This window comes from Methylotenera sp. L2L1 (genome assembly GCF_000744605.1).
Taxonomy (GTDB): domain Bacteria; phylum Pseudomonadota; class Gammaproteobacteria; order Burkholderiales; family Methylophilaceae; genus Methylotenera.
In genome coordinates, this window is sequence record NZ_JQMG01000001.1 from 271,512 (window position 1) to 296,966 (window position 25,455).

General features: G+C 44.5%; 22 protein-coding genes. 12 read left to right on the forward strand and 10 right to left on the reverse strand.

Features of this window, described 5'->3' with window-relative positions; translation table 11 throughout:
- Nucleotides 1–21 precede the first annotated feature (21 nt).
- The 5 genes from FG24_RS01285 to FG24_RS01305 form a co-directional block, all read right to left on the reverse strand.
- Nucleotides 22–1,215, reverse strand: a complete 1,194-nt coding sequence (locus tag FG24_RS01285; RefSeq protein ID WP_036300153.1) for an FAD-dependent oxidoreductase — start codon at nt 1,213–1,215, stop codon at nt 22–24.
- Nucleotides 1,212–2,378, reverse strand: a complete 1,167-nt coding sequence (locus FG24_RS01290; protein ID WP_200876860.1) for an FAD-dependent monooxygenase — start codon at nt 2,376–2,378, stop codon at nt 1,212–1,214. The genes FG24_RS01285 and FG24_RS01290 overlap by 4 nt, the downstream gene beginning before the upstream one ends.
- Nucleotides 2,379–2,381: 3 nt before the next feature.
- Nucleotides 2,382–3,686: an aminopeptidase P N-terminal domain-containing protein gene (locus tag FG24_RS01295; RefSeq protein ID WP_036300155.1), complete on the reverse strand. Its 1,305-nt coding sequence runs from the start codon at nt 3,684–3,686 to the stop codon at nt 2,382–2,384.
- Between the two features lie 45 nt (nt 3,687–3,731).
- Nucleotides 3,732–4,391, reverse strand: coding sequence for an N-acetylmuramate alpha-1-phosphate uridylyltransferase MurU (murU, locus tag FG24_RS01300; protein WP_200876897.1), 660 nt, complete (start codon nt 4,389–4,391; stop codon nt 3,732–3,734).
- Between the two features lie 69 nt (nt 4,392–4,460).
- A complete protein-coding gene (locus FG24_RS01305) occupies nt 4,461–5,486 on the reverse strand; it encodes an aminoglycoside phosphotransferase family protein (RefSeq protein WP_036300157.1) in 1,026 nt (341 codons plus the stop codon).
- 282 nt (nt 5,487–5,768) lie between these two features.
- On the opposite strand from FG24_RS01305, the gene FG24_RS01310 reads away from it, so the two are divergent.
- The 12 genes from FG24_RS01310 to FG24_RS01365 all read left to right on the forward strand — a co-directional run bounded on the left by FG24_RS01310 (nt 5,769) and on the right by FG24_RS01365 (nt 20,542).
- Nucleotides 5,769–8,150: an LPS-assembly protein LptD gene (locus FG24_RS01310; RefSeq protein WP_036300159.1), complete on the forward strand. Its 2,382-nt coding sequence runs from the start codon at nt 5,769–5,771 to the stop codon at nt 8,148–8,150.
- Nucleotides 8,151–8,152: 2 nt separating this feature from the next.
- Nucleotides 8,153–9,454 (forward strand): peptidylprolyl isomerase, encoded by a 1,302-nt coding sequence (locus FG24_RS01315; protein WP_088178448.1) that lies wholly within the window; start codon nt 8,153–8,155, stop codon nt 9,452–9,454.
- A 44-nt stretch (nt 9,455–9,498) separates the two neighbouring features.
- Entirely contained in the window at nt 9,499–10,515 is a 1,017-nt protein-coding gene (gene pdxA, locus FG24_RS01320; protein WP_036300165.1) for a 4-hydroxythreonine-4-phosphate dehydrogenase PdxA, read from the forward strand.
- Nucleotides 10,516–10,551: 36 nt separating this feature from the next.
- Nucleotides 10,552–11,331 (forward strand): 16S rRNA (adenine(1518)-N(6)/adenine(1519)-N(6))-dimethyltransferase RsmA, encoded by a 780-nt coding sequence (gene rsmA / locus FG24_RS01325; RefSeq protein WP_036300167.1) that lies wholly within the window; start codon nt 10,552–10,554, stop codon nt 11,329–11,331.
- 156 nt (nt 11,332–11,487) lie between these two features.
- Complete coding sequence (gene adk / locus FG24_RS01330; RefSeq protein ID WP_036303811.1) at nt 11,488–12,141, forward strand: adenylate kinase; 654 nt, start codon at nt 11,488–11,490, stop codon at nt 12,139–12,141.
- Nucleotides 12,142–12,210: 69 nt separating this feature from the next.
- Nucleotides 12,211–12,531 (forward strand): hypothetical protein, encoded by a 321-nt coding sequence (locus FG24_RS01335; RefSeq protein ID WP_036300170.1) that lies wholly within the window; start codon nt 12,211–12,213, stop codon nt 12,529–12,531.
- 265 nt (nt 12,532–12,796) lie between these two features.
- Entirely contained in the window at nt 12,797–15,238 is a 2,442-nt protein-coding gene (gene leuS / locus FG24_RS01340; RefSeq protein WP_036300173.1) for a leucine--tRNA ligase, read from the forward strand.
- A 3-nt stretch (nt 15,239–15,241) separates the two neighbouring features.
- A complete protein-coding gene (gene lptE / locus FG24_RS01345) occupies nt 15,242–15,748 on the forward strand; it encodes an LPS assembly lipoprotein LptE (protein ID WP_036300175.1) in 507 nt (168 codons plus the stop codon).
- A gap of 9 nt (nt 15,749–15,757) precedes the next feature.
- The gene (gene holA, locus FG24_RS01350; RefSeq protein WP_036300176.1) at nt 15,758–16,771 is read left to right on the forward strand and encodes a DNA polymerase III subunit delta; all 1,014 of its coding nucleotides are present in this window, start codon (nt 15,758–15,760) and stop codon (nt 16,769–16,771) included.
- Nucleotides 16,772–16,894: 123 nt separating this feature from the next.
- Complete coding sequence (locus tag FG24_RS01355; RefSeq protein ID WP_036300180.1) at nt 16,895–18,151, forward strand: glutamate-5-semialdehyde dehydrogenase; 1,257 nt, start codon at nt 16,895–16,897, stop codon at nt 18,149–18,151.
- Between the two features lie 92 nt (nt 18,152–18,243).
- On the forward strand, nt 18,244–18,894 hold the full coding sequence (nadD, locus tag FG24_RS01360; protein ID WP_036300182.1) for a nicotinate-nucleotide adenylyltransferase: 651 nt from the start codon (nt 18,244–18,246) through the stop codon (nt 18,892–18,894).
- A 76-nt stretch (nt 18,895–18,970) separates the two neighbouring features.
- Nucleotides 18,971–20,542, forward strand: a complete 1,572-nt coding sequence (locus FG24_RS01365) for a M48 family metalloprotease (protein ID WP_051901388.1) — start codon at nt 18,971–18,973, stop codon at nt 20,540–20,542.
- 50 nt (nt 20,543–20,592) lie between these two features.
- Here the strand turns inward: FG24_RS01365 and bioD are convergent, their stop codons facing one another.
- From bioD to bioB, 5 genes are read right to left on the reverse strand one after another with little or no spacing between them, the layout of a single operon-like run.
- Nucleotides 20,593–21,249 carry a dethiobiotin synthase gene (bioD, locus tag FG24_RS01370; RefSeq protein ID WP_036300184.1) on the reverse strand — a complete coding sequence of 219 codons (657 nt, stop codon included), beginning with the start codon at nt 21,247–21,249 and terminating at the stop codon, nt 20,593–20,595.
- 34 nt (nt 21,250–21,283) lie between these two features.
- Nucleotides 21,284–22,186 (reverse strand): malonyl-ACP O-methyltransferase BioC, encoded by a 903-nt coding sequence (bioC, locus tag FG24_RS01375; RefSeq protein ID WP_036300187.1) that lies wholly within the window; start codon nt 22,184–22,186, stop codon nt 21,284–21,286.
- 5 nt (nt 22,187–22,191) lie between these two features.
- Entirely contained in the window at nt 22,192–23,004 is an 813-nt protein-coding gene (bioH, locus tag FG24_RS01380; protein WP_036300190.1) for a pimeloyl-ACP methyl ester esterase BioH, read from the reverse strand.
- Entirely contained in the window at nt 23,001–24,164 is a 1,164-nt protein-coding gene (gene bioF, locus FG24_RS01385; RefSeq protein WP_036300191.1) for an 8-amino-7-oxononanoate synthase, read from the reverse strand. The genes bioH and bioF overlap by 4 nt, the downstream gene beginning before the upstream one ends.
- 8 nt (nt 24,165–24,172) lie before the next feature.
- The gene (bioB, locus tag FG24_RS01390; protein WP_081880915.1) at nt 24,173–25,243 is read right to left on the reverse strand and encodes a biotin synthase BioB; all 1,071 of its coding nucleotides are present in this window, start codon (nt 25,241–25,243) and stop codon (nt 24,173–24,175) included.
- Nucleotides 25,244–25,455 lie beyond the last annotated feature (212 nt).

Consider the following 25,455-nt stretch of genomic DNA (forward strand, 5'->3'; position numbering starts at 1 on the left):
AGCTAGGTAGAAAGTTTCACATTAAAGTGAAGTGGCATTTTCAATTAACATTTTTTTAATTGTCTGCTGATTGGTCGCAGACAGTCCCCAATTCCTTACACGCTTGACCATAGAATGGGAGCTTTCAAACAAATGGTATAACCCATTTGTTAAGGACACCATGTTCAACAAGTCAGCTTTTCTGATTCTAGCGTATTGTTTAAGCAACGCACTGTCGTTAATCGGTTGATAAGTATGCTTACTTTTTAGCAAGTCGAGTAAATCAATTACATCTCGAAAGCCTAAATTAACGCCCTGTCCCGCCATTGGGTGAACACGGTGCGCTGCATCACCTATAAACACGACAGAGGAAACAAAAAACTGATTTGCCTGCTTGAGCGTCAAGGGGAAACTTGCGGGCTTACCTAGCAAAGACATAACACCTAGGCTACTGCCCCCCGCCTGCATGACTTCATTTGCAAAAACATCAAGTGGTAACTTCATTAGTGCATCAGCATGCGACGTGGGCGCAGACCAGACAATCGATATTTTGTTTTCAGGTAATGGCAACCACGCTAGCACACCACCTCTACCCATTGCGTCATGCGTAAACCACTGCCGTGCGATGTGCTCATGCGACTGTTCCGTTAAGAAATTTGCAACAATTGCCGTTTGTTCGTAATCTTTATGCTGAACCCCAACATCAAGCTGCTGCCGAACCCATGAATTAGCACCATCAGCCGCAAGCAGCAAGGTGCTTTCAATGGTTTGCTGACTATCCAATGTCAATATTGCCTGCTGCGAAGAGGATTTAATCGCTAAGCAGTTGCCTGTCATGACGCGCACATCGCTCGTCTCTATCCATTGAAGTAGCGCATCTTTTAGCAAGCGCTCCTCTACGATAAAACCTAAGGCATCTGCATTTACATCTTCAGCATGCATGCGTAATGGTTGCGATGTTGTATCGCCCCATATTACCATCGCCTGCATCTCCGCGATACGATCCTTATCCATTAATGGCCAGATACCTGACTGACTTAGCCATCGCTTATTATTCGGGCTAATTGCATAAATACGCTGATCCCAATCATCGGCAGGGTAAGGCAAACGTTGCTGCGCTTGACTATCGACCAACGCAACTTGATAACCAGCTTGAGCCAAGGCAACAGCCGCAGCCAGCCCCACGAGTCCGGCGCCGACAATCGTCACATCTGTCTTTAAATTAGCGGCTGTCATTTACCAAAACTCATTTTACGCACCAAGTGACGTTTAATCGGCTTCACGATATCAAACAAGCCTAAACCTGTGCTTCTTAATTTAGCAAAACCTAGAATGTCATTGGAGAAAATATTGACAAGAAAGTCTGTAAATAAAAGACCATTTTTAGTATCAGTTTTTCTGCTGGCACGATATGCCGATAACATTTCCTCACCACCAATCTCTGTAGTGGCATGCACTATTTGTTGGGCTAACACCTCTGCATCGCGCAACCCAACATTAAAGCCTTGGCCAGCGACAGGATGCATCGTTTGTGCAGCATTGCCAATCACAACCAAGTGCGGTGTATTTACTTCCAGTAACTGTGACAGTTTCAATGGAAAGGTCATGCGCTTTTCTACGGTTAAGAATCGCCCTACCCTATCTCCGAACTGGGCATGAAATTGAGTGAGAAACTCAGCATCACTTAAATCAAGCAATGGCGAAATCAGTGCTTTCTTACCTGTCCAAACCAATGAAAAATCTCGTTCACCGTTGGGCAACAGGGCCATCGGGCCCTCAGCGGCAAATCGCTCGTATGCAATATTATTATGTGGCAACTCCGCGCTTACTTTAGTGATTAACGCATCATGTCCATATTCTCTCGTTTCGCGTTTTAAACCCGCGGCCTCTTCCAAGCTACGTCCGCCATCTGCCAGTACCGCTAACTGAGTATTTAACTGGAAAACCTCGCCTTGACGGCTATAGCGTATCATGGCCTGATTTGCATCATAGGTAATCGCATCAGCCTGTGCTTCATCAATCAACTGGATGATTGGAAATCGTTCTAACTCGGCATTTAGCACAGTACATAAAGCACCATAGGACAGTACGTATCCAAGCGCCTCCTGCTGATAATCAAATGCCTGCAGAACGCTACGGCCTAAACTACCTTTCTGTGACACATGAATCGTGTTGATGGCAGTAGCGTGAGCAGATAAAGATTGCCAAACACCTAGTTTTTCAAGAATCCGCCGAGTACCATAAGACAAAGCTAGCGCGCGCGTATCTTGATTAGCTGCGCCTTGCTTACGCACCTCGAGCACAGTACTGCCAATGTTATTTTTAGCCAACAGCAAGGATAAAACCATACCAACTGGCCCGCCACCTACAATCACGATATTTTCTGATGTTGATATCATCGATTAACCACGCATCAGCGCTTCAATATCCACAATTGATTTGGGCGCTGCTACTGTTAAAACCTCACACCCAGCATCGGTCACCAACACATCATCTTCTATGCGAATACCGATATTCCAAAAATTCTCAGGCACATTATCTGCTGGTCTAATATAGCAGCCAGGCTCCACGGTGAGTGTCATCCCTGCCTTTAACTTACGCCAATCGCCAGATTTATCTTTATACTCACCAGCGTCATGCACATCCAAACCTAGCCAGTGCCCAGTTCTGTGCATATAGAACTGACGATAAGCGCCAGTTTCCAGCACAGCGTCTTTGCTGCCTTGACACAGTTTCATATCAATAAAGCCTTGCACTAAAACATCTAACGCTGCCTCATGCGGCGAGTTCCAATGATTTTCTGCTGTGACCTGTGTAATTGCCGCCGCTTGTGCAGCTAAGACTAAATCATATACATCTCTTTGCGCTGCACTAAACTTACCGTTCACAGGAAAAGTGCGTGTAATATCAGAAGCATATCCATCCAACTCACACCCAGCGTCAATCAGCAACAAATCTCCATCTTTCAATACAGCATTATTGGCGTTGTAGTGTAAAGTGCAAGCATTAGCTCCCCCTGCCACGATGCTGGTGTAAGCTGGTGCCTGTGCACCAGAGCGATAGAATTCATGGAGAAATTCCGCCTCAACCTCATACTCCATTTGACCTGCGCGCACATATTGCATCGCGCGCGCATGGGCCCGTGAAGCAATGTTGGCAGACTGTCGCATCAGGTCTAATTCGTAGCTAGATTTATAAAGCCGCATCTCATCTACTAACTTACGCACATCCAAGATACCATCTGGCACACTAGCACCGCTTCTGGCTTGCGCTTTCACTTGATTTAACCAAGTGGTGACACGGGCATCCCAAGCAACATCAGCACCTAAGCTATAAAACAATTGGGGTTGATTTGCCAATAACTTAGGCATCAGTTCATCTAAGGCATTAAAACTATAGGCCTGATCAAAACCAAACTCATGCTTTGCAGCGTCTGGTCCGTAGCGAAAACCATCCCAAATCTCACGCTCAATATCTTTATCACGACAGAAAAGTATCGATTTATTGTCTTCCCCTGCGATTAGCACTAACAAGGCCTCTGGCTCTTTAAATCCAGTTAGGTAATAAAAGTAGCTATCAAACCGATATGAGTAATGACTATCACGGTTCCGGATCAGCTCTGGTGAGGTTGGCACAATGGCAATACCGTCACCCATCGCATTTATCAGCTGATGACGGCGCGCTTTAAATTCATTTAAATTAAACATGTTAGGTTAGTTTCTTTTCTTAGCTTTTAACTATGACCAAGGCTTTCAACTCTGACCAAGCAATTGCTGATTTAGTGCCATTAACCGCTCGGGCGTACCGATATCGTGCCAAACACCTTTAAAATGTTCAGCAGTCGCCTTATTATCTGCTATCGCTTGCCTTAATAAAGGCGCCAGCTTTGCAGGCTCCCCACGCTTAATCTCTGCAAATAAGGCAGGGTGATAAACGCCAATGCCAGAAAAAGTGAGTTTATTATCACCTTCTAGCTTAATTGTTTCATGTTCAAAAACAAAATCGCCTTGACTATGCTGAGGAGGATTATCAATCAACACTAAATGTATTAATTGGTTGGACGCTAACCCCAGATGTTCAAACGGGATGTCAGTAAACACATCGCCATTAATCACCAGAAATGGCTCATCTCCTAATAACTCAAGCGCATTAGCAATGCCGCCAGCCGTCTCTAGTGCCACATGCTCAGGCGAGTATTGAATATGTAAACCCCACGTTGCACCATCGCCCAAAGCAGCTTCTATCTGATCACCAAGGTGTGCATGATTGATCACCACTTCTTTAAAACCGGCTTGAGCCAAACGTTCTAAATGCCAGACAATCAAAGGCTTTTCACCTACGGGCAACAACGGCTTAGGAGTGTGGTCAGTCAGTGGTCGCATCCGCTCTCCACGCCCTGCCGCCAATATCATCGCTTTCAAATTAGCACCTTTGGTCAAAAAACTGTTCTGTCATTATCTGGTTTTACTGCAGATGACTAACTAAAAGGTATAACCGACTTGTGGTGTTGTACCTTCAAAACTCTCTAATAAGCGCAGCATTGGTTTTAACTCAATATAGCGCTCGCACACCTTACGCAAATACGTCATGACAAGCGGCATATCTTTCAAATAACCGTCTTTACCATCACGATGGTAAAGCCTTGCAAAAATACCCAACACTTTAATATGGCGTTGCGCGCCCATGTACTCGAAATCACGATAAAACTCGCTAAAGTCGTCAGGCACGGGAAGGTTTGCTTTTCGTGCAGCTTGCCAGTAGCGTACACACCAATCAATAATCTGCTCTTCTTCCCAGCCGATATAGGCATCCTTCAACAAAGACACTAAGTCATAGGTAATCGGACCATATACCGCGTCCTGAAAGTCCAACACGCCGGGATTATCTGCACAAACCATCAAGTTGCGCGCATGGTAGTCCCGATGCACATATACCTTACCTTGAGCCAAAATGTTTTGATTCAGTATTTCAAACGTTTTATGTAGGACGGCTTGCCATTTTTCATCTAACGTAACATTGAGGTGCTTGCTGATATACCAATCTGGAAACAGTTGCATTTCACGCGTGAGTAGTGCCGCATCATAATCAGGTAGTACATCAGGCTTGCTCGCTAACTGTAACTTAATCAGCGCCATATTGGCATCATGATATAAATTCGGTGCGCTTCCTTTATTTAACTGGCTTAAATAAGTCACGTCACCCAAATCGCTCAACAATAGAAAACCATGCACTAAATCCTGAGCAATCACTTTTGGCACATGCATACCAGCGTCACCAAACAGCGCTGCGACTCTCACAAAAGGCTCACAATTTTCTTGTGGTGGTGGCGCATCCATTGCGATTAGCGTCTCTTCCGCACCGTTATCTGAAACTAGATGCACTCTAAAATAACGCCTAAAGCTTGCATCGGCAGAAGCAGTGCTTAACCTAAACTCTGTATGCTTTAATGTAGTTGCTAACCATTCACTTAATTGCTGCTGCCTAACATCTTGTTGACCGTTATTCACATCTATCTTTCTAAATATTGATATATCTTGAGACCATGTATCGTTAACACTTCTATCCAAGTATAATTTGCGTTTAATTACAGATTAATACTGAACAACTTAAAATTTCTTGCCAAAATTTGAGAATATCTATCCCAAGCTTAGCTAATTGCATGATCAATTTTTTGATTGCCAAAAACTGCAATATATGAGATTTTAACATTGATAAAATAAAACAGTTTACCTATATACAGTGCTTCTAATTTCATCGTTAAACTCTATACATCACCCGATGGCTCGTTCATGCTAAAAAGTCGTTTTTTAGCTGCTATCTCTCCTATTGTATTTGCATACGCATTGCAATCGCACGCCAACGAAAATGCACTACCAGAGGCTGCACAATCAGAGAACTTACCTATTAACGAGCAAGAGGCTGGCGGCATCGTCATCGATGGCGACAAACTAGAACTTCACCTTGATAGAAAGATGAGAGCAATAGGTAATGCCGCGATCCATCAGGGCGACCAAAGTGCTTATGGCGACCTCATTGAATACAATGTACAAAACGATGAGTTACATGTCACAGGCAATGCCCGCATTGAAGTTGGCAATGCAAAAATAACAGGCCCTGAATTGCGCATGCGACTTTCAGAAAGCATTGGTGAAATGCGTGACGCATCAATCATCATGCAAAAACAGCCTAGCGCACCTGAACGCCTAGATGACACAGCCTCAACGTCGCAACCAAACAACAAACAAAATCAATATATAGAAAATCATGATCGAGCGAATGCATTTTTAGATGATGCAACCGGGACGAACAATTTCAGCGGCAATCAATTGTCATCAAGACCGTCTACGGTTCGTGGCAATGCGGAAGCCATTTACTTTGATGGCGAAGACAGAAAGCGCATGGTAGACGCACGTTACACAACCTGCCCGGCTGGCACAGATGACTGGTACATCAAAGCAAGCGAAATAACACTTAACGACTACACCAGTTCTGGTAGCGCTAAAAATGCCTACATTGAATTCAAAGGCGTACCGCTTATCTATACACCATGGATAGATTTCTCATTCAATAATCAACGCAAAAGCGGATTGCTTGCACCTACCATTGGTAGCACAAGTCGCAGCGGTTTTGAGGTATTAACACCATTCTACTGGAATATCGCACCTAATATGGACGCCACACTCGCAGTACGTGCCCTGAGCAAACGCGGCGTGCAATTGCAGGGGGAGTTTAGGTACTTAGAGGAAAACTTTTCCGGTACAAACAGTGTGGAATATTTGCCTAGCGACAGCCTCAGTAATGAAACGCGTTATTTCGCAAATTTAAAACACCAGCACCAACTTGGTAACGGATGGTCAGCTGGTTATAGCGTTGAAAAAGTATCAGATAACGAGTATTTCTCAGAGCTTTCTACACGAATTGTCACCACAAGCCGTATTAACTTGCCGCAACAGTTTAACGTTGATTATGCAGATGATACTTGGCGCTTCAATGCCATTGCCCAAAAGTTTCAAACCCTAGACAACCTATCTTACCCATATGAGCGTCTACCGCAAATGACGCTGATAGGTGACAAATACTATGGTGATGTAAACCTAAACTTATATAGTCAGCTCGTAGCATTCGACAACAATCAAAACAGCTCGACCAGACCAACCGGCACTCGCGTAACAGTCTACCCGAGCGTTACCGTGCCATTTACCCAATCTTATGGTTACATCACCCCTAAATTTGGCATACATCACACAAGCTATAATTTAGACAATGTGACTGCTAATCAAGGCTCACAGCAACGGACACTACCAATATTTAGCTTAGATAGTGGTTTATATTTTGATCGTGACTTCCACATTGCAAATCGGGCATATTCACAAACGATTGAACCTCGTTTGTTCTATGTTTACATTCCAGACCGTAATCAATCCAAGATTCCTGTATTCGATAGCAGTGTGACCGACACAAATTTTTCTACATTGTTCATGGAAAATCAGTTTACGGGCAATGACCGCATCAATGACGCAAATCAGTTAAGCTTCGCGTTAACTACACGTTTTATTGAAAGTAGCAGCGGTACGGAACGTTTGTCAGCCTCCATTGGTCAACGTTATTATTTTTCTGACCAAGAAGTTGCATTGGATTATAACAATCTATCATCATTCCGCAGAAGCAACAGTTCAGACGTCATTGCTGGCATTACTGGCCAATTAAAAAACAGCTGGAGAATCGATACATTCTGGCAATACAACACGGATGACTCATCCGCAGTTAGAACAACGATGACTGGACGTTACAACCCGGAGCCCGGAAAAACGCTGAATTTAAGCTATAGCTATCGAAAAGACTTATTAGACCAATTCAACATTTCAAGCCAATGGCCACTAAGTAAAGGTTGGTACGGTATTGGCCGGGTCAACTATTCACTTCGTGAAAAAAGTATCATCGAAACGCTGGCAGGTTTAGAGTATGATGCAGGTTGCTGGCAAGCACGTGGTGTAGTTCAGCGCGTTAGTACGGCAACCGCAGATGCAAACTATGCATTCTTTTTCCAACTTGAACTAGGCGGACTAGCTTCTATTGGCGCCAACCCATTATCAGTAATTAAGCGAAATATTCCAGGCTATGTGAGCTCAAGCTTCATTCCTGACAACCCACAACAATCATATTACGAGTAATTATGTTGCGTAACTTTATTAAAATTTCATTCTTGATTGCATTAAGTTTTAACCAATACAGCGCATTAGCTGCTGATGTGGTCAAAATGGATCGCATCGTTGCAGTTGTTGACCAAACAGTGATTACCGAACAAGAGCTAGAAAGCCGCATCACCTCGCTTAGCGCTCAATTGCGCAAACAAGGCACAGAGCTCCCAGAAGAAAGTATTCTGCGTAAACAAATTCTAGAACGTTTGATTTCGGATGCGCTTCAACTGCAATATGCCGCACAAACGGGGATTAAAGTGGATGACACGCAACTCGATAAAACGATAGAGCGCATCGCCGAGCAGAATAAAATGACGATTCGTCAATTTCACGACGCACTTAACCAAGATGGTATTAGCATCCGTAAATTTAGAGCCGACATCCGCAACGAAATCATCATCGCCAGATTGCGTGAGCGCGAGGTAGAAAGCCGAGTTAATGTCAGCGAGTCAGAAATCGACAACTACTTAACAACCCAGGCTTCAAGTAATCAAAATCAAGATGAGTATGAAATCTCTCACATTCTTATCCGCGTGCCAGAAGAGGCCGCGCCAGAAGATGTACAAAAGGCAAAAACAAAAGTAGATGAAGCATTAGCAGCACTAGAAGCTGGCACAAGCTTTGCAAAAGTATCGGCTAGCTTCTCAGACGCACCAAATGCATTAGAAGGTGGCAATATCGGCTGGAAATCAGGCTCACAAGTACCAACCTTGTTTTTAGACGCCTTAAAAACGATGCAAAAAGGCGATGTTTCAACCGCATTGCGTAGCCCTAATGGGTTTCACATTCTGAAAGTGAACGACAAGCGCGGTGGCAGCTCTCCGCTCATCATTGAACAAACGCATGCACGTCACATTCTGATTAAGCTTTCTGAAATCATGTCTGAGAAAGACGCAAAGCAGAAAATGGATGGCATTAAAGAGCGCCTTGATAATGGTGAGAAATTTGAAGTACTCGCTCGCCAATTTTCAGAAGATGGCACCGCATCGAATGGTGGCGACTTAGGCTGGGTCAACCCGGGCGACACCGTACCTCAATTTGAAAAAGCGATGAATACGCTGAAACAAGATGAAATCAGTGAACCTGTACTCAGCCCTTTTGGCTGGCATGTGATTCAGGTGATAGAACGTCGAAAACAAGACATGAGTAAAGAGGCTGCGCGTTTAAAAGCACGCCAAGAAATTCGTACAAGAAAAGCGGATGAAGCTTATCAAGACTGGGTACGTGAACTTCGAGATCGCGCTTTCGTAGAACTCCGACTTGAAGATAAGTTTTAATAGTACTAAATTTAACAGTACTCATTTAATCGCACTAATCAAAAGTGACAAAACCATTACCACGTATTGCTGTAACTGCAGGTGAGCCTGCTGGCATCGGCCCAGACCTATGCGTTATGTTGGCACATCAACCACTTGGTGCACAGTTAGTGGTAGTTGCTAACGCAGAGATGTTGCAGGCACGTGCTAAATCGCTAAATCTCACACTAAATACTGTGTCATATGATGCAAGCATCAATCAAGTACACGCAGGAAGCGGCTCACTTACCGTTTTAGATCAAGCAACAAAAGATCAGGTCATTGCAGGCCAGCTCAATACAAGCAATAGTAGTTACGTACTAGAAACCTTAAAAAAGGCTGCTTTAGGTTGCTTAAAAGGTGAGTTTGATGCCATGGTCACAGCACCTGTTCATAAAGGCATTATTAACGATGCTGGTATCGCTTTCAGCGGCCATACTGAGTTCTTGGCAGAATTAACCAATACAGCACAAGTGGTGATGATGTTGGTCGCGGGCAATCAGTCAGACAGTATGCGTGTTGCGCTTGCCACTACGCACCTAGCGTTAAAAGATGTACCGCAGGCCATCACCAAAAAAAGTCTAGAAACGACTATACGTATTTTGCATCATGATTTGGTGAATAAATTTGGTATTCCGAATCCACGTATTTTAGTAGCGGGACTAAATCCTCACGCTGGAGAAGACGGTTATCTGGGCCGTGAAGAAATAGAAGTGATTAACCCAGTACTAATGAGCCTGCGCAAAGAAGGTATGAACCTAATTGGCGCATTGCCTGCTGACACCTTATTTGCAAAACACCATTTGAAAAATGCAGATGCTGTTTTAGCGATGTATCACGATCAAGGACTACCAGTGTTAAAACATGCAAGCTTTGGTGAAGGCGTTAACGTGACATTGGGCTTACCCATTATCCGCACCTCCGTCGATCATGGCACGGCGCTAGATTTAGCCGGTACCGGCAAGATTGAAATTGGCAGTTTACTTGCAGCTATTGAACTGGCAATTCAACTCACCAAAAACAAACCATCCAGTGCGAAGTAACCACGCACATGCATTTATCCACGATTGACTAACGCTATGAAACACATTGCAAAAAAACGCTTCGGCCAAAACTTCCTGACTGACCAAGGCGTTATTTCTAGCTTGGTTGAAGCTATTTCGCCCAAGAAAGATGACCTCATGGTGGAGATTGGCCCTGGCCTAGGCGCATTAACAAAACCGTTAATGCAACAATTAGAGATGCTGCATGTAGTGGAAGTAGATCGTGACATCATTGCTTGGATGGAGAAAGCATATGCTCACAACAAAATCACCATCCATAATTCAGATGCGCTCAAGTTTGATTTTTCTAGTCTAGGTAGCGCAATCCGTGTGGTTGGCAACTTGCCTTACAATATTTCTACACCTATCTTGTTTCATCTACTTGATAACGCCACTGCAATCATCGATATGCACTTTATGCTGCAAAAAGAAGTCGTAGAACGCATGGTGGCAGCACCGTCTACAGCCGCTTATGGGCGACTCAGCGTTATGTTGCAATACCGGCTGCAAATGGAATATCTGTTCACCGTGCCGCCTGAGGCCTTTGACCCTGCGCCTAAAGTCGAGTCCGCATTTGTCCGCTGTGTCCCACATGCATCTTTACCATATACCGCCAATGATGAAACCCTATTTGCACAAATAGTCACGGCTGCATTTGGTCAACGCAGAAAAACACTGCGCAACACGCTCAAAGGCTTATTAGATGACGAAGGATTTGAAGCCGTAGGTATTGACTCACAACTTCGTGCTGAAAACTTAAGCGTTGCAGAGTTTGTGAATATCAGTAACTACTTAAGCCAGAAAATTAAGGGTTAAATGATCAATATCAACAAGCGATTAAACCAATTAATTGTCTTGGCATTAATGAAGTCAATTAACCAGTTTTAACTAATGTCCACAGAGCGCTCTGTGGCGAACGCTATTTTTAAGATAAAATCCACATTCAAATTTACCATTAAGGACTTCCAAACAATGCGAATCATTCTTTTAGGCGCTCCAGGTGCAGGCAAAGGCACACAGGCTACTCACTTACGTGAGAAATTTAATATCCCCCAAATTTCTACTGGTGATATGCTACGTGCAGCAGTAAAAGCTGGTACGCCACTTGGTTTAGAAGCCAAGGCATTTATGGACAGCGGCGGCTTAGTGCCTGATGCTGTGATTATCGGCCTAGTAAGTGAGCGTATTAAAGAAGCTGATTGTGCCAACGGCTTTTTATTCGATGGCTTTCCACGCACCATTCCACAAGCTGAAGCAATGAAAAACGCTGGCGTAGGTATTGATTACGTAGTTGAAATTGACGTACCAGACGAAGCGATTATTGAGCGCATGAGTGGTCGTCGTAGCCACCCAGCAAGCGGCCGCACATACCACGTTAAATTCAACCCACCAAAAGTAGAGGGTAAAGATGACGTAACAGGTGAAGACCTAGTGCAACGCCCTGATGATGCAGCAGAAACTGTAAAAACACGTTTAGATGTTTACCACAGCCAAACCAAGCCACTAGTGAAATACTACTCTGACTGGGCAAGTAGCGGCACAGCTGGTGCACCTAAGCACGTGTTTGTAAATGGCTTGGGCGACATGAACGTGATTCGCGATAATATTTTTGCAGCTTTAGTATAAAATCTAACTTAACAATCGTAATAAATGATTTTAAAATAGGTCAGTAAACTAGCTACAGGAGAGGTCTTGATGCTTAAGAAAACATTTGATGATGAAATGCTCGAACGTATTATTGAGGCCTCTCTTATTTATATGTGTGCATGCCCAGCACAAGTCGCAAAAGAACTTTTAGACATGCGGCAACTTTATACCTATCAACAAAACTGCTTGAGTAACAACCCATTAAACACTAAAGTACATGAGCTAATTGCCGAGACGGTAAGTGTTAATCATGAGCGCATGGAGGTCACTTTAGATTCAATTCTCACACTCGAAAACTGGGACCGTAAAACCTTGCAGATGCCAGAAGGTTTAAGAAAATTAAGAGATAAATTAATCGAAGAGTCGTAACATTAGCACTAGAAAGTTAGCGTTAAAGGAGCTACTACAGTTCACAAGCTTTTGCACCACACGTTATGCTAAAAGCATTCATAATAGTTGAGTCTATCTATCAGTTCCCAATGAGTAAATAAGCTCAGTCATACTAAAAAATAACTACAAACAGCCAATCACACATCATCTAACACCAGCCTATTTGATGAACTGACACTTCGCTAATTCATACCCTACAAGGTATAATTCAATAATCTAAAAAATTAACTCTTAAGCTAACCTCATGCACCAGCAATATCCTTTCAAAGACATTGAACAATCAACCCAAACCTATTGGGAAACCAATCAAACCTTTGCCGCGACTGAGCAATCAGACAAACCTAAATACTATTGCTTATCAATGTTCCCATACCCAAGCGGTCGATTGCACATGGGACATGTTCGCAACTACACGATTGGTGACGTATTAAGCCGTTTTCATAAAATGAAAGGTTTTAATGTCATGCAACCTATGGGTTGGGATGCATTTGGCCTGCCTGCTGAAAATGCTGCCATCAAAAACGAAACTGCACCTGCTGCTTGGACCTACAGCAATATTGAGCACATGAAAACTCAGCTCAAACAGCTAGGCTTAGGCGTCGACTGGAACCGCGAAATTGCTACCTGCAAACCAGAATATTACAAATGGGAGCAATGGCTATTTACTGAGCTGTTCAAAAAGGGCCTCATCTACAAAAAAACCTCAACGGTAAACTGGGACCCAGTAGACGGTACCGTACTGGCCAACGAGCAAGTGATTGATGGCCGCGGCTGGCGTAGCGGCGCGTTAGTAGAAAAACGCGATATTCCACAGTACTTTATGAAAATTACGGCATATGCCGAAGAGCTGCTCAATGACTTAGATAAGCTCGAAGGCTGGCCTGAGCAAGTAAAAACCATGCAGCGCAACTGGATAGGCAAAAGCTACGGTTGCGAAGTGGAGTTCCCTATCGTTGGCCAAGATGGCAACCTTAAGGTGTATACCACTCGTCCAGACACCTTAATGGGCGCAACTTACGTAGCAGTTGCAGCAGAGCACGCACTAGCAACGCAAGCTGCGCAAAACAATCCGCAACTTGCTGACTTTATTGCTGAATGCAAACGCGGTAGCGTTGCTGAAGCTGACGTTGCAACAGCCGAGAAAAAAGGCATGTCAACTGGCTTATTTGTCACGCACCCACTCAATGGCGAACAGTTGCCAGTGTGGGTTGCTAACTACGTATTGGCTAGCTACGGTGAGGGTGCGGTGATGGCCGTGCCAGCACATGATGAACGCGATTTCGAGTTTGCTGGCAAATATAATTTACCTGTGAAAGCGGTTATTAAGCATAGCGATATCGATACATTGCCGATGACTGAACATGGCATCTTATTTGACTCAAAAGAATTTGATGGCTTAGATTTTGATGGTGCAAGTGCTGCTATCGCAACCGCCTTATCATCTAAAAGCTTAGGTAAGCGCCGCACACAGTACCGCCTGCGCGACTGGGGTGTTTCACGTCAACGTTATTGGGGTTGCCCAATCCCTATTGTTCACTGTCAAAGCTGTGGTGAAGTACCAGTGCCAGCTGAACAATTACCAGTGGTGTTGCCTGAAGACGTGGTCATGGATGGTGTTGGCTCCCCCATTAAAAAAGACCCAAGCTTTTTTGAAACCACTTGCCCGACCTGTGGCGGTGAAGCAACACGTGAAACAGATACCCTAGATACATTCTTTGAATCATCATGGTACTTTGCACGTTACGCCAGCTTTGATAGTACGACAGCGATGGCAGATGAACGCGCTAATTACTGGTTACCTGTTGACCAATACGTAGGCGGTATTGAGCATGCGATTTTGCATCTGTTATACGCACGCTTCTTTAACAAACTCATGCGTGATGTTGGGCTGATTAAAAACGATGAGCCATTTACAAACTTGCTTACACAAGGCATGGTACTTAAAGAAGGTACCAAAATGAGTAAATCTAAAGGCAATACGGTTGACCCACAAGAGCTGATTGATACTTACGGTGCAGATACTGCGCGTTTATTCATGATGTTTGCAGCGCCCCCAGAGCAAAGTCTAGAGTGGGCAGACAGTGGCGTGCAAGGTGCACATCGCTTTTTACGTAGGTTATGGCAAGCGACTTATGACCACGTTGCGCTCGGTACAGTGGCAGCCTATACGACTGGTGACTTAAGTGCAGAACTTAAAACATTAAGACGCCAGCTACATCTAACCATAGAAAAAGTAGCTGACGATTACGGCCGCCGCCATAGTTTCAACACAGCAATTTCATCAGTGATGGAGTTGATGAACGCGCTCGCAAAAGTCGAAGGTGTGGATGATGCATCGCGTCAAGTACGCCAAGAGGTGTTACAAAACGCAGCGCTACTATTATCACCAATTGTGCCGCATATTTGTCAGGCTTTGTGGGCTGAGCTATGCCCAACTAGCCATATTCTAGATGCCGGCTGGCCGGCTGCAGATTTATCAGCAACAGTACAAGATAGCATTGAGTATGTTATTCAAGTCAATGGAAAACTACGTGGCAGCATCACAGTTGCGAAGTCTGAAAGTAAAGAAAATTTGGAAAAACTGGCTCTAGAGCAACCTTGCGTACAAAAATATATTGAAGAGAATATGAGTGTGCGTAAAGTGATTGTCGTACCAAATAAACTTATTAACGTTGTTGTGGGGTAAACCATGCAATACCTGAACTTAACATTTATACGTCAATTAAGTTGGGTCATTTTAACCACCATGCTGATTTCAGCATGTGGTTTTCAATTGCGTGGCACAGCACCTTTATCATTCACAAAACTGCACATGCAAGGAGCAGAACTCAGCATTAAAAAAGATCTAAAACGTGCGCTTGAAGTGAATGGTGTTAAGGTCGTTGATCAAGCTGAAGATGCAGAGATGCTACTTGAACTGGTGAATGAAACAAGTGAAAAACGCATTCTATCGTTAAGTGGCGGCGGCTTGGTGCGTGAGTTTGAATTGTACTACTCTGTTAATTTTAGGACGCGAGCTCAGAACAATCCATTGTGGGGAAGAACGCAAACCATACAAATACGCAGAGACTTTTCATATAACGATAACGCTTTGCTAGGCAAGGCGGAGGAAGAAGCTGGGCTAAATCTAGATATGCGTAAAGAGTCGGTTCGGGCTATATTACGTAGACTATCTGCGACCAATCCTGAGAAGTAACGACTCACAATGCGTTTAACCCAAACCCAACTGGAGCCTCACTTAAAGCAAGGCTTACAGCCAATCTATGTATTGGTGGGTGATGAGCCTTTAGCGCAACGCGAATGCCTAGATGCGATTCGCGTTGCAGCCACGGGCCAAGGCTTTGATGAGCGTACTAGCTTAATCGTTGAACGTAGTTTTAACTGGCAACAAATCCAGAATTTTGGCCAATCAATTTCATTATTCTCCAGCCGCCGATTATTAGAGTTGAATATTCCCAATGGAAAACCAGGCGTAGAAGGTGCTAAAGCACTGCAAGCATTAGCGTCTAAAGCATTACCAGATACTACCGTGATCATCATTTTGCCAACGCTGGAGCGGGATGCAAAAAATAGCGCATGGTTTTCAGCGTTAGAATCACATGCGCAAGTCATTACCCTTAACGAGGTAGATGCTGCAAACCTACCAAAATGGATTGCTAACCGCCTAGCACAACAAGGCCAGCATACTAGTATTCAAACATTGGAGTTTCTTGCACATCAAGTTGAAGGCAACCTGCTCGCAGCAAACCAAGAGGTGCAAAAGCTAAGCTTACTTTACCCGCAAGGTGAATTGTCAGATGAAACCGTACGCGAGGCTGTGCTTAACGTATCCCGTTATGACCCATTTCAACTCGGTGAAGCCGTACTCGCCGGTGACGCAGAGCGCACCGTAAGAATTCTGCAAGGTCTGCAAGACGAAGGCGAAACTGCCGTTGCCGTGATGAATCCACTCATGTGGGTATTACGCCCATTAGTGCGCATTAAACAAGCAGAAATGCGCGGTGCTAACCTCACTACCGCGATGACCAATGCACGCATTTATGGTGATAAGCAAACATTAGTAAAACGTGCACTATCACGTTTAAGTTTGCGCCAGTTAGATGCCGCGCTACAAAAACTAGCAGATATTGATAAAATGGCCAAAGGCGTGATGCTAGGAGATGCGTGGCTGGAAATATCTAGGCTATGTTTCGGCTTAGCAAAAGTGCGTAGCCGTTAACTCAATAGCAGCCAAAAATCTTGGTATTTATTTCCTTTGGTGCTTATTCAGTACACTTAATTCAGTACATAAGTGTGCCGCAAAAATGTTTTTATTAAGCGTAATAAAAAAGTATAATTAATCATGAACATACAACAATACATGCAAAATATTGGCATAGAGGCACGCAAAGCTTCTCGCTCAATGGCAAGTGCCGAAACCAATCAAAAAAATATCGCACTCAAAGCAATCGCAGCCGCAATTCTGCGTGAAAAAGCTACATTATTAACTGCCAACCAACTTGATTTAGAAGCCGCCAAAGCTAATGGCCTAGAAGCCGCTATGTTAGACAGACTGACTATCAGTGAAAAATCTATACATGGAATGGCAGAAGGCTTAACGCAGATTGCTAGTCTAGCTGACCCAATTGGTGAAATGAGCAATTTTAAATATCGCCCAAGTGGTATTCAAATTGGTCAAATGCGTGTTCCATTAGGGGTTATCGGCATTATTTACGAGGCACGCCCTAATGTGACTGTAGATGCGGCTGGTCTATGCATCAAATCAGGCAATGCAGCGATTCTCCGTGGCGGCAGTGAGGCTATTCATTGTAATCAAGCACTAGCAAAACTGGTGCACGAAGGTCTGGCCGCAGCTGGCTTGCCAATCACGGCAGTACAAGTGGTAGAAACCACAGACCGTGCAGCGGTAGGTGAGTTAATCACCATGAAGCAATATGTAGATGTGATTGTGCCACGTGGCGGTAAAGGCTTGATCGAGCGCATTTCTAATGACGCACGTATCCCAGTGATTAAACATTTAGATGGTAACTGCCATGTGTACGTCGATGATGATGCAGACTTTGATAAAGCCTTGCGTATTCTCGAAAACAGTAAAACGCAGCGTCTGGGTACTTGCAACACCACAGAATCATTATTGATTGCCCGTTCAGTTGCAAAAGAAATGTTGCCAAAACTAGCGGCGATGCTGACATCACATGGCATTGAAATCCGTGGTTGTGCTGAAACCTGCGCACTGGTGAGCCAAGCAATACCAGCCTCAGAACAAGATTACTATACAGAGTATCTGGACGCAATTATCTCGTGTAAAGTTGTGGCTGGCTTAGATGAGGCGATTGCCCATATTAATCAGCATTCGTCACAACATACCGAAGCCATCGTTACTGAAAATTACACCAAAGCACGCAGATTCTTACGGGAAGTGGATTCAAGCAGCGTGATGGTGAATGCATCAACTCGTTTTGCAGATGGTTTTGAGTACGGTTTCGGCGCTGAAATTGGTATTTCAACCGATAAGCTGCATGCACGTGGTCCAGTGGGCTTGGAAGGACTCACTTCACTTAAATACATTGTGTTAGGTGATGGGCACGTCCGCGCTTAGTACTAAAGAAATCACAGGGAGGGTTGCAGAATGACCCACCCTCATTTCACCTAGCATTTCACTTATGATTTAAAACCATCGATTTAACTCAAATGAAAACCATCGGCATTCTTGGCGGCACGTTTAACCCAATTCACTACGGGCATTTACGCATGGCGCAAGAGCTTGCAGAGAGTTTGGGAATCGATTCAATACGCTTTATCCCTGCCGCAAACCCACCCCATAAAAGCACATACAACATCAGTGCATCGCATCGTGCTGCAATGGTTAATTTAGCAATTGCTGACAATCCATTATTTCGTATAGATGAGCAAGAACTCAATAGAGCTGGTCATTCATATACCATAGATACACTACAAAACTTACGTGATGAGTTGGGGCATGACGTCAGTATCATCTTATTTATGGGGAGCGACGCTTTTACGCAGTTTGACACTTGGCATCGCTGGCAAGAAATCATAACGCTATGCCATATCGCACTGGTACAACGTCCCCAAACCAGCAAAACAGAGCCTAGCCGCAAACTATCGCCAACCCTAGAAAGCTTTCTGCACAATCATTACACAGAAACAAGCGATGATTTACACACTAGCCCAGCTGGCTATATCACGATGCGGCAAATTACCGCGTTAGATATCTCATCAACGGCTATTCGTGATGCGTTTCAGCAGGGTAAGGCTACACGCTACTTAATGCCAGATAGCGTTATTGATTACATTCAAGCACATCAACTTTACCTATAACCAGTGACTCAATGTATGATTATCAGCATAAACCACGATGCTTTACCATAGACCCTATCCATGCGAGTGCAACACCATGAAATACTATCTACAGAATATTGACCGGAAACTGTCACTTACTTTTTTATTAGCGCTATCGCTAATCGCCAGTGCCTGCGGCATTAACCCAGTGACAAAAAAACGTGAGTTTCAATTTGTCTCCGAGGCACAGGAAATCTCAATTGGCACACAAAATTATTCGCCTACTCGCCAATCTCAGGGTGGGGATTATGTGCTTGACCCTGAACTTACCGCATACATACAAAGTGTAGGTAATAAATTAGCAGCGGTATCAGACCGTAAACTCCCCTATGAATTTAATCTATTAAATGACTCAGTACCTAATGCATGGGCGATGCCTGGCGGCAAAATCGCATTTAACCGCGGTCTTCTCTATGAGCTTAATAGCGAAGCAGAATTAGCCGCCGTAATGGGTCACGAGCTAGTGCATGCAGCCGCTCGACATGGCGCACAAGGTATGGAGCGCGGCGTATTATTACAAGGCGCGATGATAGCTGTTGGCATTGGCGCACAGAACACAGATTATGCGAACCTAATTGTGGGTGGTGCACAAGCTGGCGCGCAATTGGTGAATAGCAAATATGGTCGTGATGCTGAAAGCGAGTCAGACTTATACGGCATGCAATATATGAAAAAAGCAGGTTACGACCCAGCCGCAGCCGTCACATTACAAGAGACATTTGTACGACTAAGTGCTGACAGAAAAAGCAATTTCATCGAAGGTCTGTTTGCTAGCCACCCGCCCTCACAGGCACGTGTAGAAGCAAATAAAGAAACACTGAAACAAATTGGCGCTGGTGGCGAATGGGGTAAAGAAATTTATGCAAAAAAAACGGCAAAGTTAAGAGCAACCCAAGGTGCTTACAAAGCCTATGATGATGCAGTCAAAGCACTCAGTGAAAAGAATATCGATAAAGCAAAATCATTGGTTAACCAAGCAATTAAAGGCGAGCCACGAGAGGCACGTTTTCAAGAGCTGCTAGGTGACATTGCGCTCACCGAAAAGAAGCCACAAGATGCATTAAAGTTATACGCAAAAGCCATCAACATGCAGCCCGATTACTTCAAACCGCACATCCAAAGTGGCATTGCCTTATTTAACATGGGCAAAAAAACAGAAGCAGAGCCATTCTTAAAACGTGCCAATGAATTATTGCCAACAGCGCCTGGGCACGCACTACTAGGCCAAATCGCAGAAGGCAGAGGCCAAACTGATGTTGCGTTGCAACACTACCAAGTGGCAGCCAGCTCTAACTCAGATATCGGTAAAGATGCGATCGCCAGAGCAGTACGCATCGACTTACCACGCAACCCAGCCAAATATATCAAATCGGGCATACAGAGCGATAGTTTTGGCAATTTATTTGCAATAGTTCAAAATGACACGCTAGTAGTGTTAAACCGAGTGCAAGTCCGCGTCATTCAATATAATGCAAATGGACGTGCGATTGGGCAGAGTCAGCCACTATTGATTAATGGGGTTGCCCCGGGCAAACGCAACCAAATCGCTATTGGGGAACATATCACTGACCCCAAGGCCATCAATCTCTATAAAGTGGTGGTTGAAAATGCCAGCATCGCAGAGTAAAACAGAGTAAATTAGCCTAGGTAAGTTTCTGAGAAAAGACGATTATTTTTCTATAAAAAATCGGCGTTGAAACTTACGTCTTTTTGCCAGCGCACAACACTGATACACGGTGCGGTAATGCGTTGCTGCAAGCTCGCCAAGTTTTCTTCAAACACAGGCATTTCAGCATCGACTTGATTCGCCACCCAGCCAGCCAGTGTTAATTCGCGAGCTTTGATTGCCTCTACCGTAAGCAAGGCATGGTTAATACAACCTAAGCGCATGCCTACCACCAATATGATGGGGATGTTCAGAGAAACCGCCAAATCGGCTAAGGTATCCTGCCGATTTAATGGCACAAGAAAACCGCCAGCCCCCTCTACTACCACGACCTCAGCTAGCTGCGTTAATTCATGATATGCCTGCTTAATCTTTTCACAATTAACGACCTCCCCTACTTGCTCTGCGGCAATATGGGGAGCAATGGCTGGCGTAAAACGATAAGGGTTAATCAGGTCTAACGGGGCAACAACATTGCTCGCTGCAGATAAAGTAAGCACATCGTCATTCAGTAAATCACCATCAGCTGTCAATGTACAACCTGAAGCAATCGGCTTCATGCCTATTGCTTGATGCCCTTTTGTAGCAAAGTGCTTGACCAAGGCACTGGCAACATAGGTCTTGCCTACATTGGTATCGGTGCCGATAATAAAGTAAGATTGTTTCATGTTAATTAGCTAGGAAACGACGTAAATAACCCTATTATTTCTTGGGTGTAAAATTAATTGGGACGGCACCATCGGGCAATATTTCTTTATTTTTTGCGCGCCAGGCATGACCATATACCACTTCAAATGTCGCAGGTAATTTTCCATCTTGCCTGAACTGCTCGTATTCAGCCTCTAGCTTCGCAAAGAAACCTCGACCCAACAACCCTCTGGCACGACCATCCGTCGCATTATGTGCACCGATGCTTTTCAGATCACGCATCACGCTTTTTACATCATCATAAGTCAGCGTAAATCGCTCAACATCCAATACTGGCGCATTAAAACCAGCCCTCACTAACGCATCGCCAATATCATGCATATCAATAAATCGGCTTACGCTCGTGTACTCGCTACCACTGGCTGCACCAGTCGCAACTCTTAATTCACGCAATGTATCAGGGCCAAACGTGCTAAACATCAGCAAACCCTCTGGCTGTAATACACGGTGAAACTGTTGCAAAGCCTCGTCCAAATCATTGCACCACTGTATTGCCAGGTTAGACCAAACCAAGTTGACACTTGAATTGCTAATGGGCAAAGCCTCAATATCCGCACAAACCAAACTTTGCTTGGTCATCCCGACTAAAGACTTGAGTAAATGTAAAACACCGACACTCGAGTATGTCTTGCGCGTCTGTTGTAGCATAGGGTAAGCAAAATCAAGTGACACTACTTGTGATGCCGGGTATTTTGTCTGTAGTGCATGACTGCCCAGCCCAGTACCACAGCCAGCATCTAATATGACCTGCGGATTCAATTTAACCAAGTCTAAGCGACTTAGCATTTCTTCACGCACCTGCTTTTGCAAAATGGCTGCTGCATCGTAGGTTTCAGCAGCACGGCCAAAAGAGGCTCGCGCACGCACTTTGTCTATGCGATAAATATCGTCTGTCATGTTAGTTACTGCGCTTGGGGTTCTAAAAATTGGACAACCGCATCAATAAACTGCTCTTGATGTGATAAGAATGGCGCGTGAGATGCACCAGCCATCACACGCAAAAAGCCTACAGGCAGGGTTTTCATCATCCAGTGTGCAGCCTGAACAGGGGCTAAAGTATCACGGTCTCCGTGTACCAATAACGTAGGTTTTCTTAAATGTTCGATTTCTGCACGTAAATCTGTTTCTAACAGTATATTCAGTGCACGATATAAAGTTTGCGAGGTGGGCGCTGGACGCTCGGCAAATTTGTTACGTAACAATTTAACCGTACTTCTTGCGTCACTGGACCCCATGCACTGCAAGGTTAAAAACTGCGTCATGGTTTTGTGATAATCTTCATTAACGCTATCAGCAAAGTTACCAAACACCTCTGGCTCAATGCCAATATCCCAAGTGGATTTATATTCCACACTTTCTTGGTCAAAACTCTTATTCACAAAACAAGGTGTAGCGCCCACAAGCACCAATCTACGCACTAGGTCTGGATAATCTAGTGCAATTCGCATTGCGACCTGTGCACCTAAAGACCAACCGACAACATCCGCATGTGCTGGCAGAACTTCAGCCACTTTCTCTGCCGTCGCATGTAAGTGGAACGGTTCAATCGGGCGGCTTAAACCCATGCCTGGCAAATCAATAATATGTAGCGTGAATAGCTTGCTTAGTTTTTTAACCAAAGGCTGCCATACTGCGCCATTCATTCCCCACCCATGTAGCAATACAAGATTAGGGCCTGTGCCTATCACTTCAACATGAAGGTGATTTGCAATCATGCAGCTAGCTCACTTTCGGCCTGATGAATAGCATCAACAAGTTTTTTCATATCATCCAGAGTATGTACTGCTGACAGCGATATACGCAGCCTTGCCGTGCCTACAGGCACCGTAGGTGGACGGATTGCCGGCACTAAAATACCGCAAGTTTGTAAATACTCACTTAATGCCAGCGCTTCTTTATTACCCCCGACAATCAAAGGTTGAATTGCTGTATCAGAATCCATTAGCTGCCATTGCTTGAGCTTAAGGTTATTTTTCAAATAAGCGATTGAGCGATTGAGGTTTGCACGCAAAGCATCCCCCTGTTCAATCAACTTAACAGATGCCGAAAGCGTGGCAGACAAAGCTGGCGGTGCTGGTGTCGAGTACACATAGCTTTTTGCCTTTTGAATCAGATAATCAATCACAACTTGCTCACCCGCCACAAACGCACCAGCAACGCCAGCAGCCTTGCCTAAGGTTGCCATCATGATGATCCGTGGCGACTTAATCTTGAAGTGATTCAACGAACCTTTGCCATGCTCACCTAACACACCAAAGCCATGCGCATCGTCTAGGTACAGATAAGCATCATACTTTTCACACAACGCCAGATACTCAGGGATAGGGGCAATATCGCCATCCATACTAAACACTGCATCTGCGGCAATCAGTTTATGTTTTGCCGTGCTTGCCTGTAGCAACTTTTCTAGCGCAGCTACATCATTATGTGGATAGCGCTGAAACTCTGCATATGAAAAATACCCACCATCATTCAGGCAGGCATGATTTAGTTTATCCGCGAATATTGCATCACCCCGACCGGTCAGCGCGCCAAGCACGCCGATATTTGCCATATAACCGGTAGAAAATAGCAAGGCGGCTGGCAACTGCACGAATGCTGCAAGCTGTTTTTCTAAGTCATCATGATAACGGTGGTGCCCAGTAATCAAACCAGAAGCACCGCTACCTACCCCAGAATCTCCAGCTGCCTTTTGCATCGCTGCGATTAATTCGGGACGGTTTGCTAAGCCCAAGTAATCATTACTGCAAAAAGAAAGATACGGCTGCTCATTTGCAACAATATGCTCTGCCTGCGGCGAATCTAACAAACGACGCTGGCGCAACAAACCATCGGTTTTGCGTTGGTCGAGTTCACGTTGTAAAGAAGCTAACATTGCGACGATTAAATCTTGTTAATGCCAAGTTTGGCAAATAATTGCTTGTCAGTTTCAGCTTCAGGGTTGCCTGTCGTGAGCAATTTCTCACCGTAGAAAATACTGTTAGCACCCGCCAAGAAGCATAATGCCTGTATGCCTTCGTGCATACTCTGACGACCCGCAGACAAGCGCACAAAGCTGTTTGGCATGGTAATGCGAGCAGCCGCGATTGTGCGTACAAACTCTAATGGGTCTAGCTCTTCCGTGCCGTGTAACGGTGTGCCTTCCACTTGGGTTAATAGGTTAATTGGCACGCTTTCTGGTGGGCGCTCCATATTAGCCAACTGCGCCAGCAAGCCAGCACGTTGATTACGTGACTCGCCCATCCCGATAATGCCACCACTGCACACGTTGATATCAACACTACGCACACGGTCTAATGTTTCTAATCGGTCTTGGTAAGTACGCGTAGTAATCACCTCACCGTAGAACTCTGGCGCAGTATCCAAGTTGTGATTGTAATAATCTAAGCCAGCGTCTTTTAACTGCTCAGCTTGCCCCTCTTTTAACATACCCAAAGTTGCACAAGTTTCCAAGCCCATCGCTTTTACTTCCGCAATCATTTTAAGCACAGGTTCCAAATCACGCTGCTTTGGGCCACGCCAAGCAGCACCCATACAGAAACGACTAGCACCATTGTCTTTTGCTTCTTGTGCGGCAGCCAGCACGTCATCTAAAGCCATTAATGGCTCACTTTCCACATCGGTATGATAACGGGCCGCTTGCGGACAATAGCCACAGTCTTCAGAACAGCCACCGGTTTTAATCGAAAGTAAGGTGCTGACTTGTACCGCATTCGGGTCAAAGTTCGCTCGATGTACCGTTTGCGCACGATGCATCAAATCGCTAAATGGCATCTCAAATAACTCAACGATCTCTGCCACACTCCAGCGGTTGACTGTGTTTTCTTCATGCGCATGTGACCCACATGATTTATTTAAACCTGCTTTTAGGTTATCTGTATTAATAACCGCTTCATTAGCAGATGCTGTTGCACAGGAGGTTGTTGCGTCTGTGTTCGTTGATAATTCAAGCATTGTATTTCCTTGTATATTCACTAAGGTATATTCACAAAAGTGGTGATTGAGTGAAATTGAGATAGAATTTAAGCGTGATTATACATTGTCAATAAAACCGACTGCAAACTTTGAACAATAGATTAAAATTTAATCAATCCCTACCAATGCTGCAACAAACATGCATACTCTGCGCAAGCCACAATGGTGAAAACCTAGGGTTATGTAAGCCA

Coding starts and splice junctions, on each gene's coding strand:
- FG24_RS01315 (WP_088178448.1), top strand. CDS start 8,153: ATGTTGCGTAACTTTATTAAAATTTCATTCTTGATTGCATTAAGTTTT.
- leuS (WP_036300173.1), top strand. CDS start 12,797: ATGCACCAGCAATATCCTTTCAAAGACATTGAACAATCAACCCAAACC.
- bioD (WP_036300184.1), bottom strand. CDS start 21,249: ATGAAACAATCTTACTTTATTATCGGCACCGATACCAATGTAGGCAAG.
- FG24_RS01365 (WP_051901388.1), top strand. CDS start 18,971: ATGAAATACTATCTACAGAATATTGACCGGAAACTGTCACTTACTTTT.
- holA (WP_036300176.1), top strand. CDS start 15,758: ATGCGTTTAACCCAAACCCAACTGGAGCCTCACTTAAAGCAAGGCTTA.
- FG24_RS01285 (WP_036300153.1), bottom strand. CDS start 1,215: ATGACAGCCGCTAATTTAAAGACAGATGTGACGATTGTCGGCGCCGGA.
- rsmA (WP_036300167.1), top strand. CDS start 10,552: ATGAAACACATTGCAAAAAAACGCTTCGGCCAAAACTTCCTGACTGAC.
- FG24_RS01290 (WP_200876860.1), bottom strand. CDS start 2,378: ATGATATCAACATCAGAAAATATCGTGATTGTAGGTGGCGGGCCAGTT.
- bioF (WP_036300191.1), bottom strand. CDS start 24,164: ATGTTAGCTTCTTTACAACGTGAACTCGACCAACGCAAAACCGATGGT.
- bioB (WP_081880915.1), bottom strand. CDS start 25,243: ATGCTTGAATTATCAACGAACACAGACGCAACAACCTCCTGTGCAACA.
- murU (WP_200876897.1), bottom strand. CDS start 4,391: ATGATATTGGCGGCAGGGCGTGGAGAGCGGATGCGACCACTGACTGAC.
- FG24_RS01335 (WP_036300170.1), top strand. CDS start 12,211: ATGCTTAAGAAAACATTTGATGATGAAATGCTCGAACGTATTATTGAG.
- adk (WP_036303811.1), top strand. CDS start 11,488: ATGCGAATCATTCTTTTAGGCGCTCCAGGTGCAGGCAAAGGCACACAG.
- bioC (WP_036300187.1), bottom strand. CDS start 22,186: ATGACAGACGATATTTATCGCATAGACAAAGTGCGTGCGCGAGCCTCT.
- FG24_RS01295 (WP_036300155.1), bottom strand. CDS start 3,686: ATGTTTAATTTAAATGAATTTAAAGCGCGCCGTCATCAGCTGATAAAT.
- lptE (WP_036300175.1), top strand. CDS start 15,242: ATGCAATACCTGAACTTAACATTTATACGTCAATTAAGTTGGGTCATT.
- nadD (WP_036300182.1), top strand. CDS start 18,244: ATGAAAACCATCGGCATTCTTGGCGGCACGTTTAACCCAATTCACTAC.
- FG24_RS01355 (WP_036300180.1), top strand. CDS start 16,895: ATGAACATACAACAATACATGCAAAATATTGGCATAGAGGCACGCAAA.
- FG24_RS01310 (WP_036300159.1), top strand. CDS start 5,769: ATGCTAAAAAGTCGTTTTTTAGCTGCTATCTCTCCTATTGTATTTGCA.
- bioH (WP_036300190.1), bottom strand. CDS start 23,004: ATGATTGCAAATCACCTTCATGTTGAAGTGATAGGCACAGGCCCTAAT.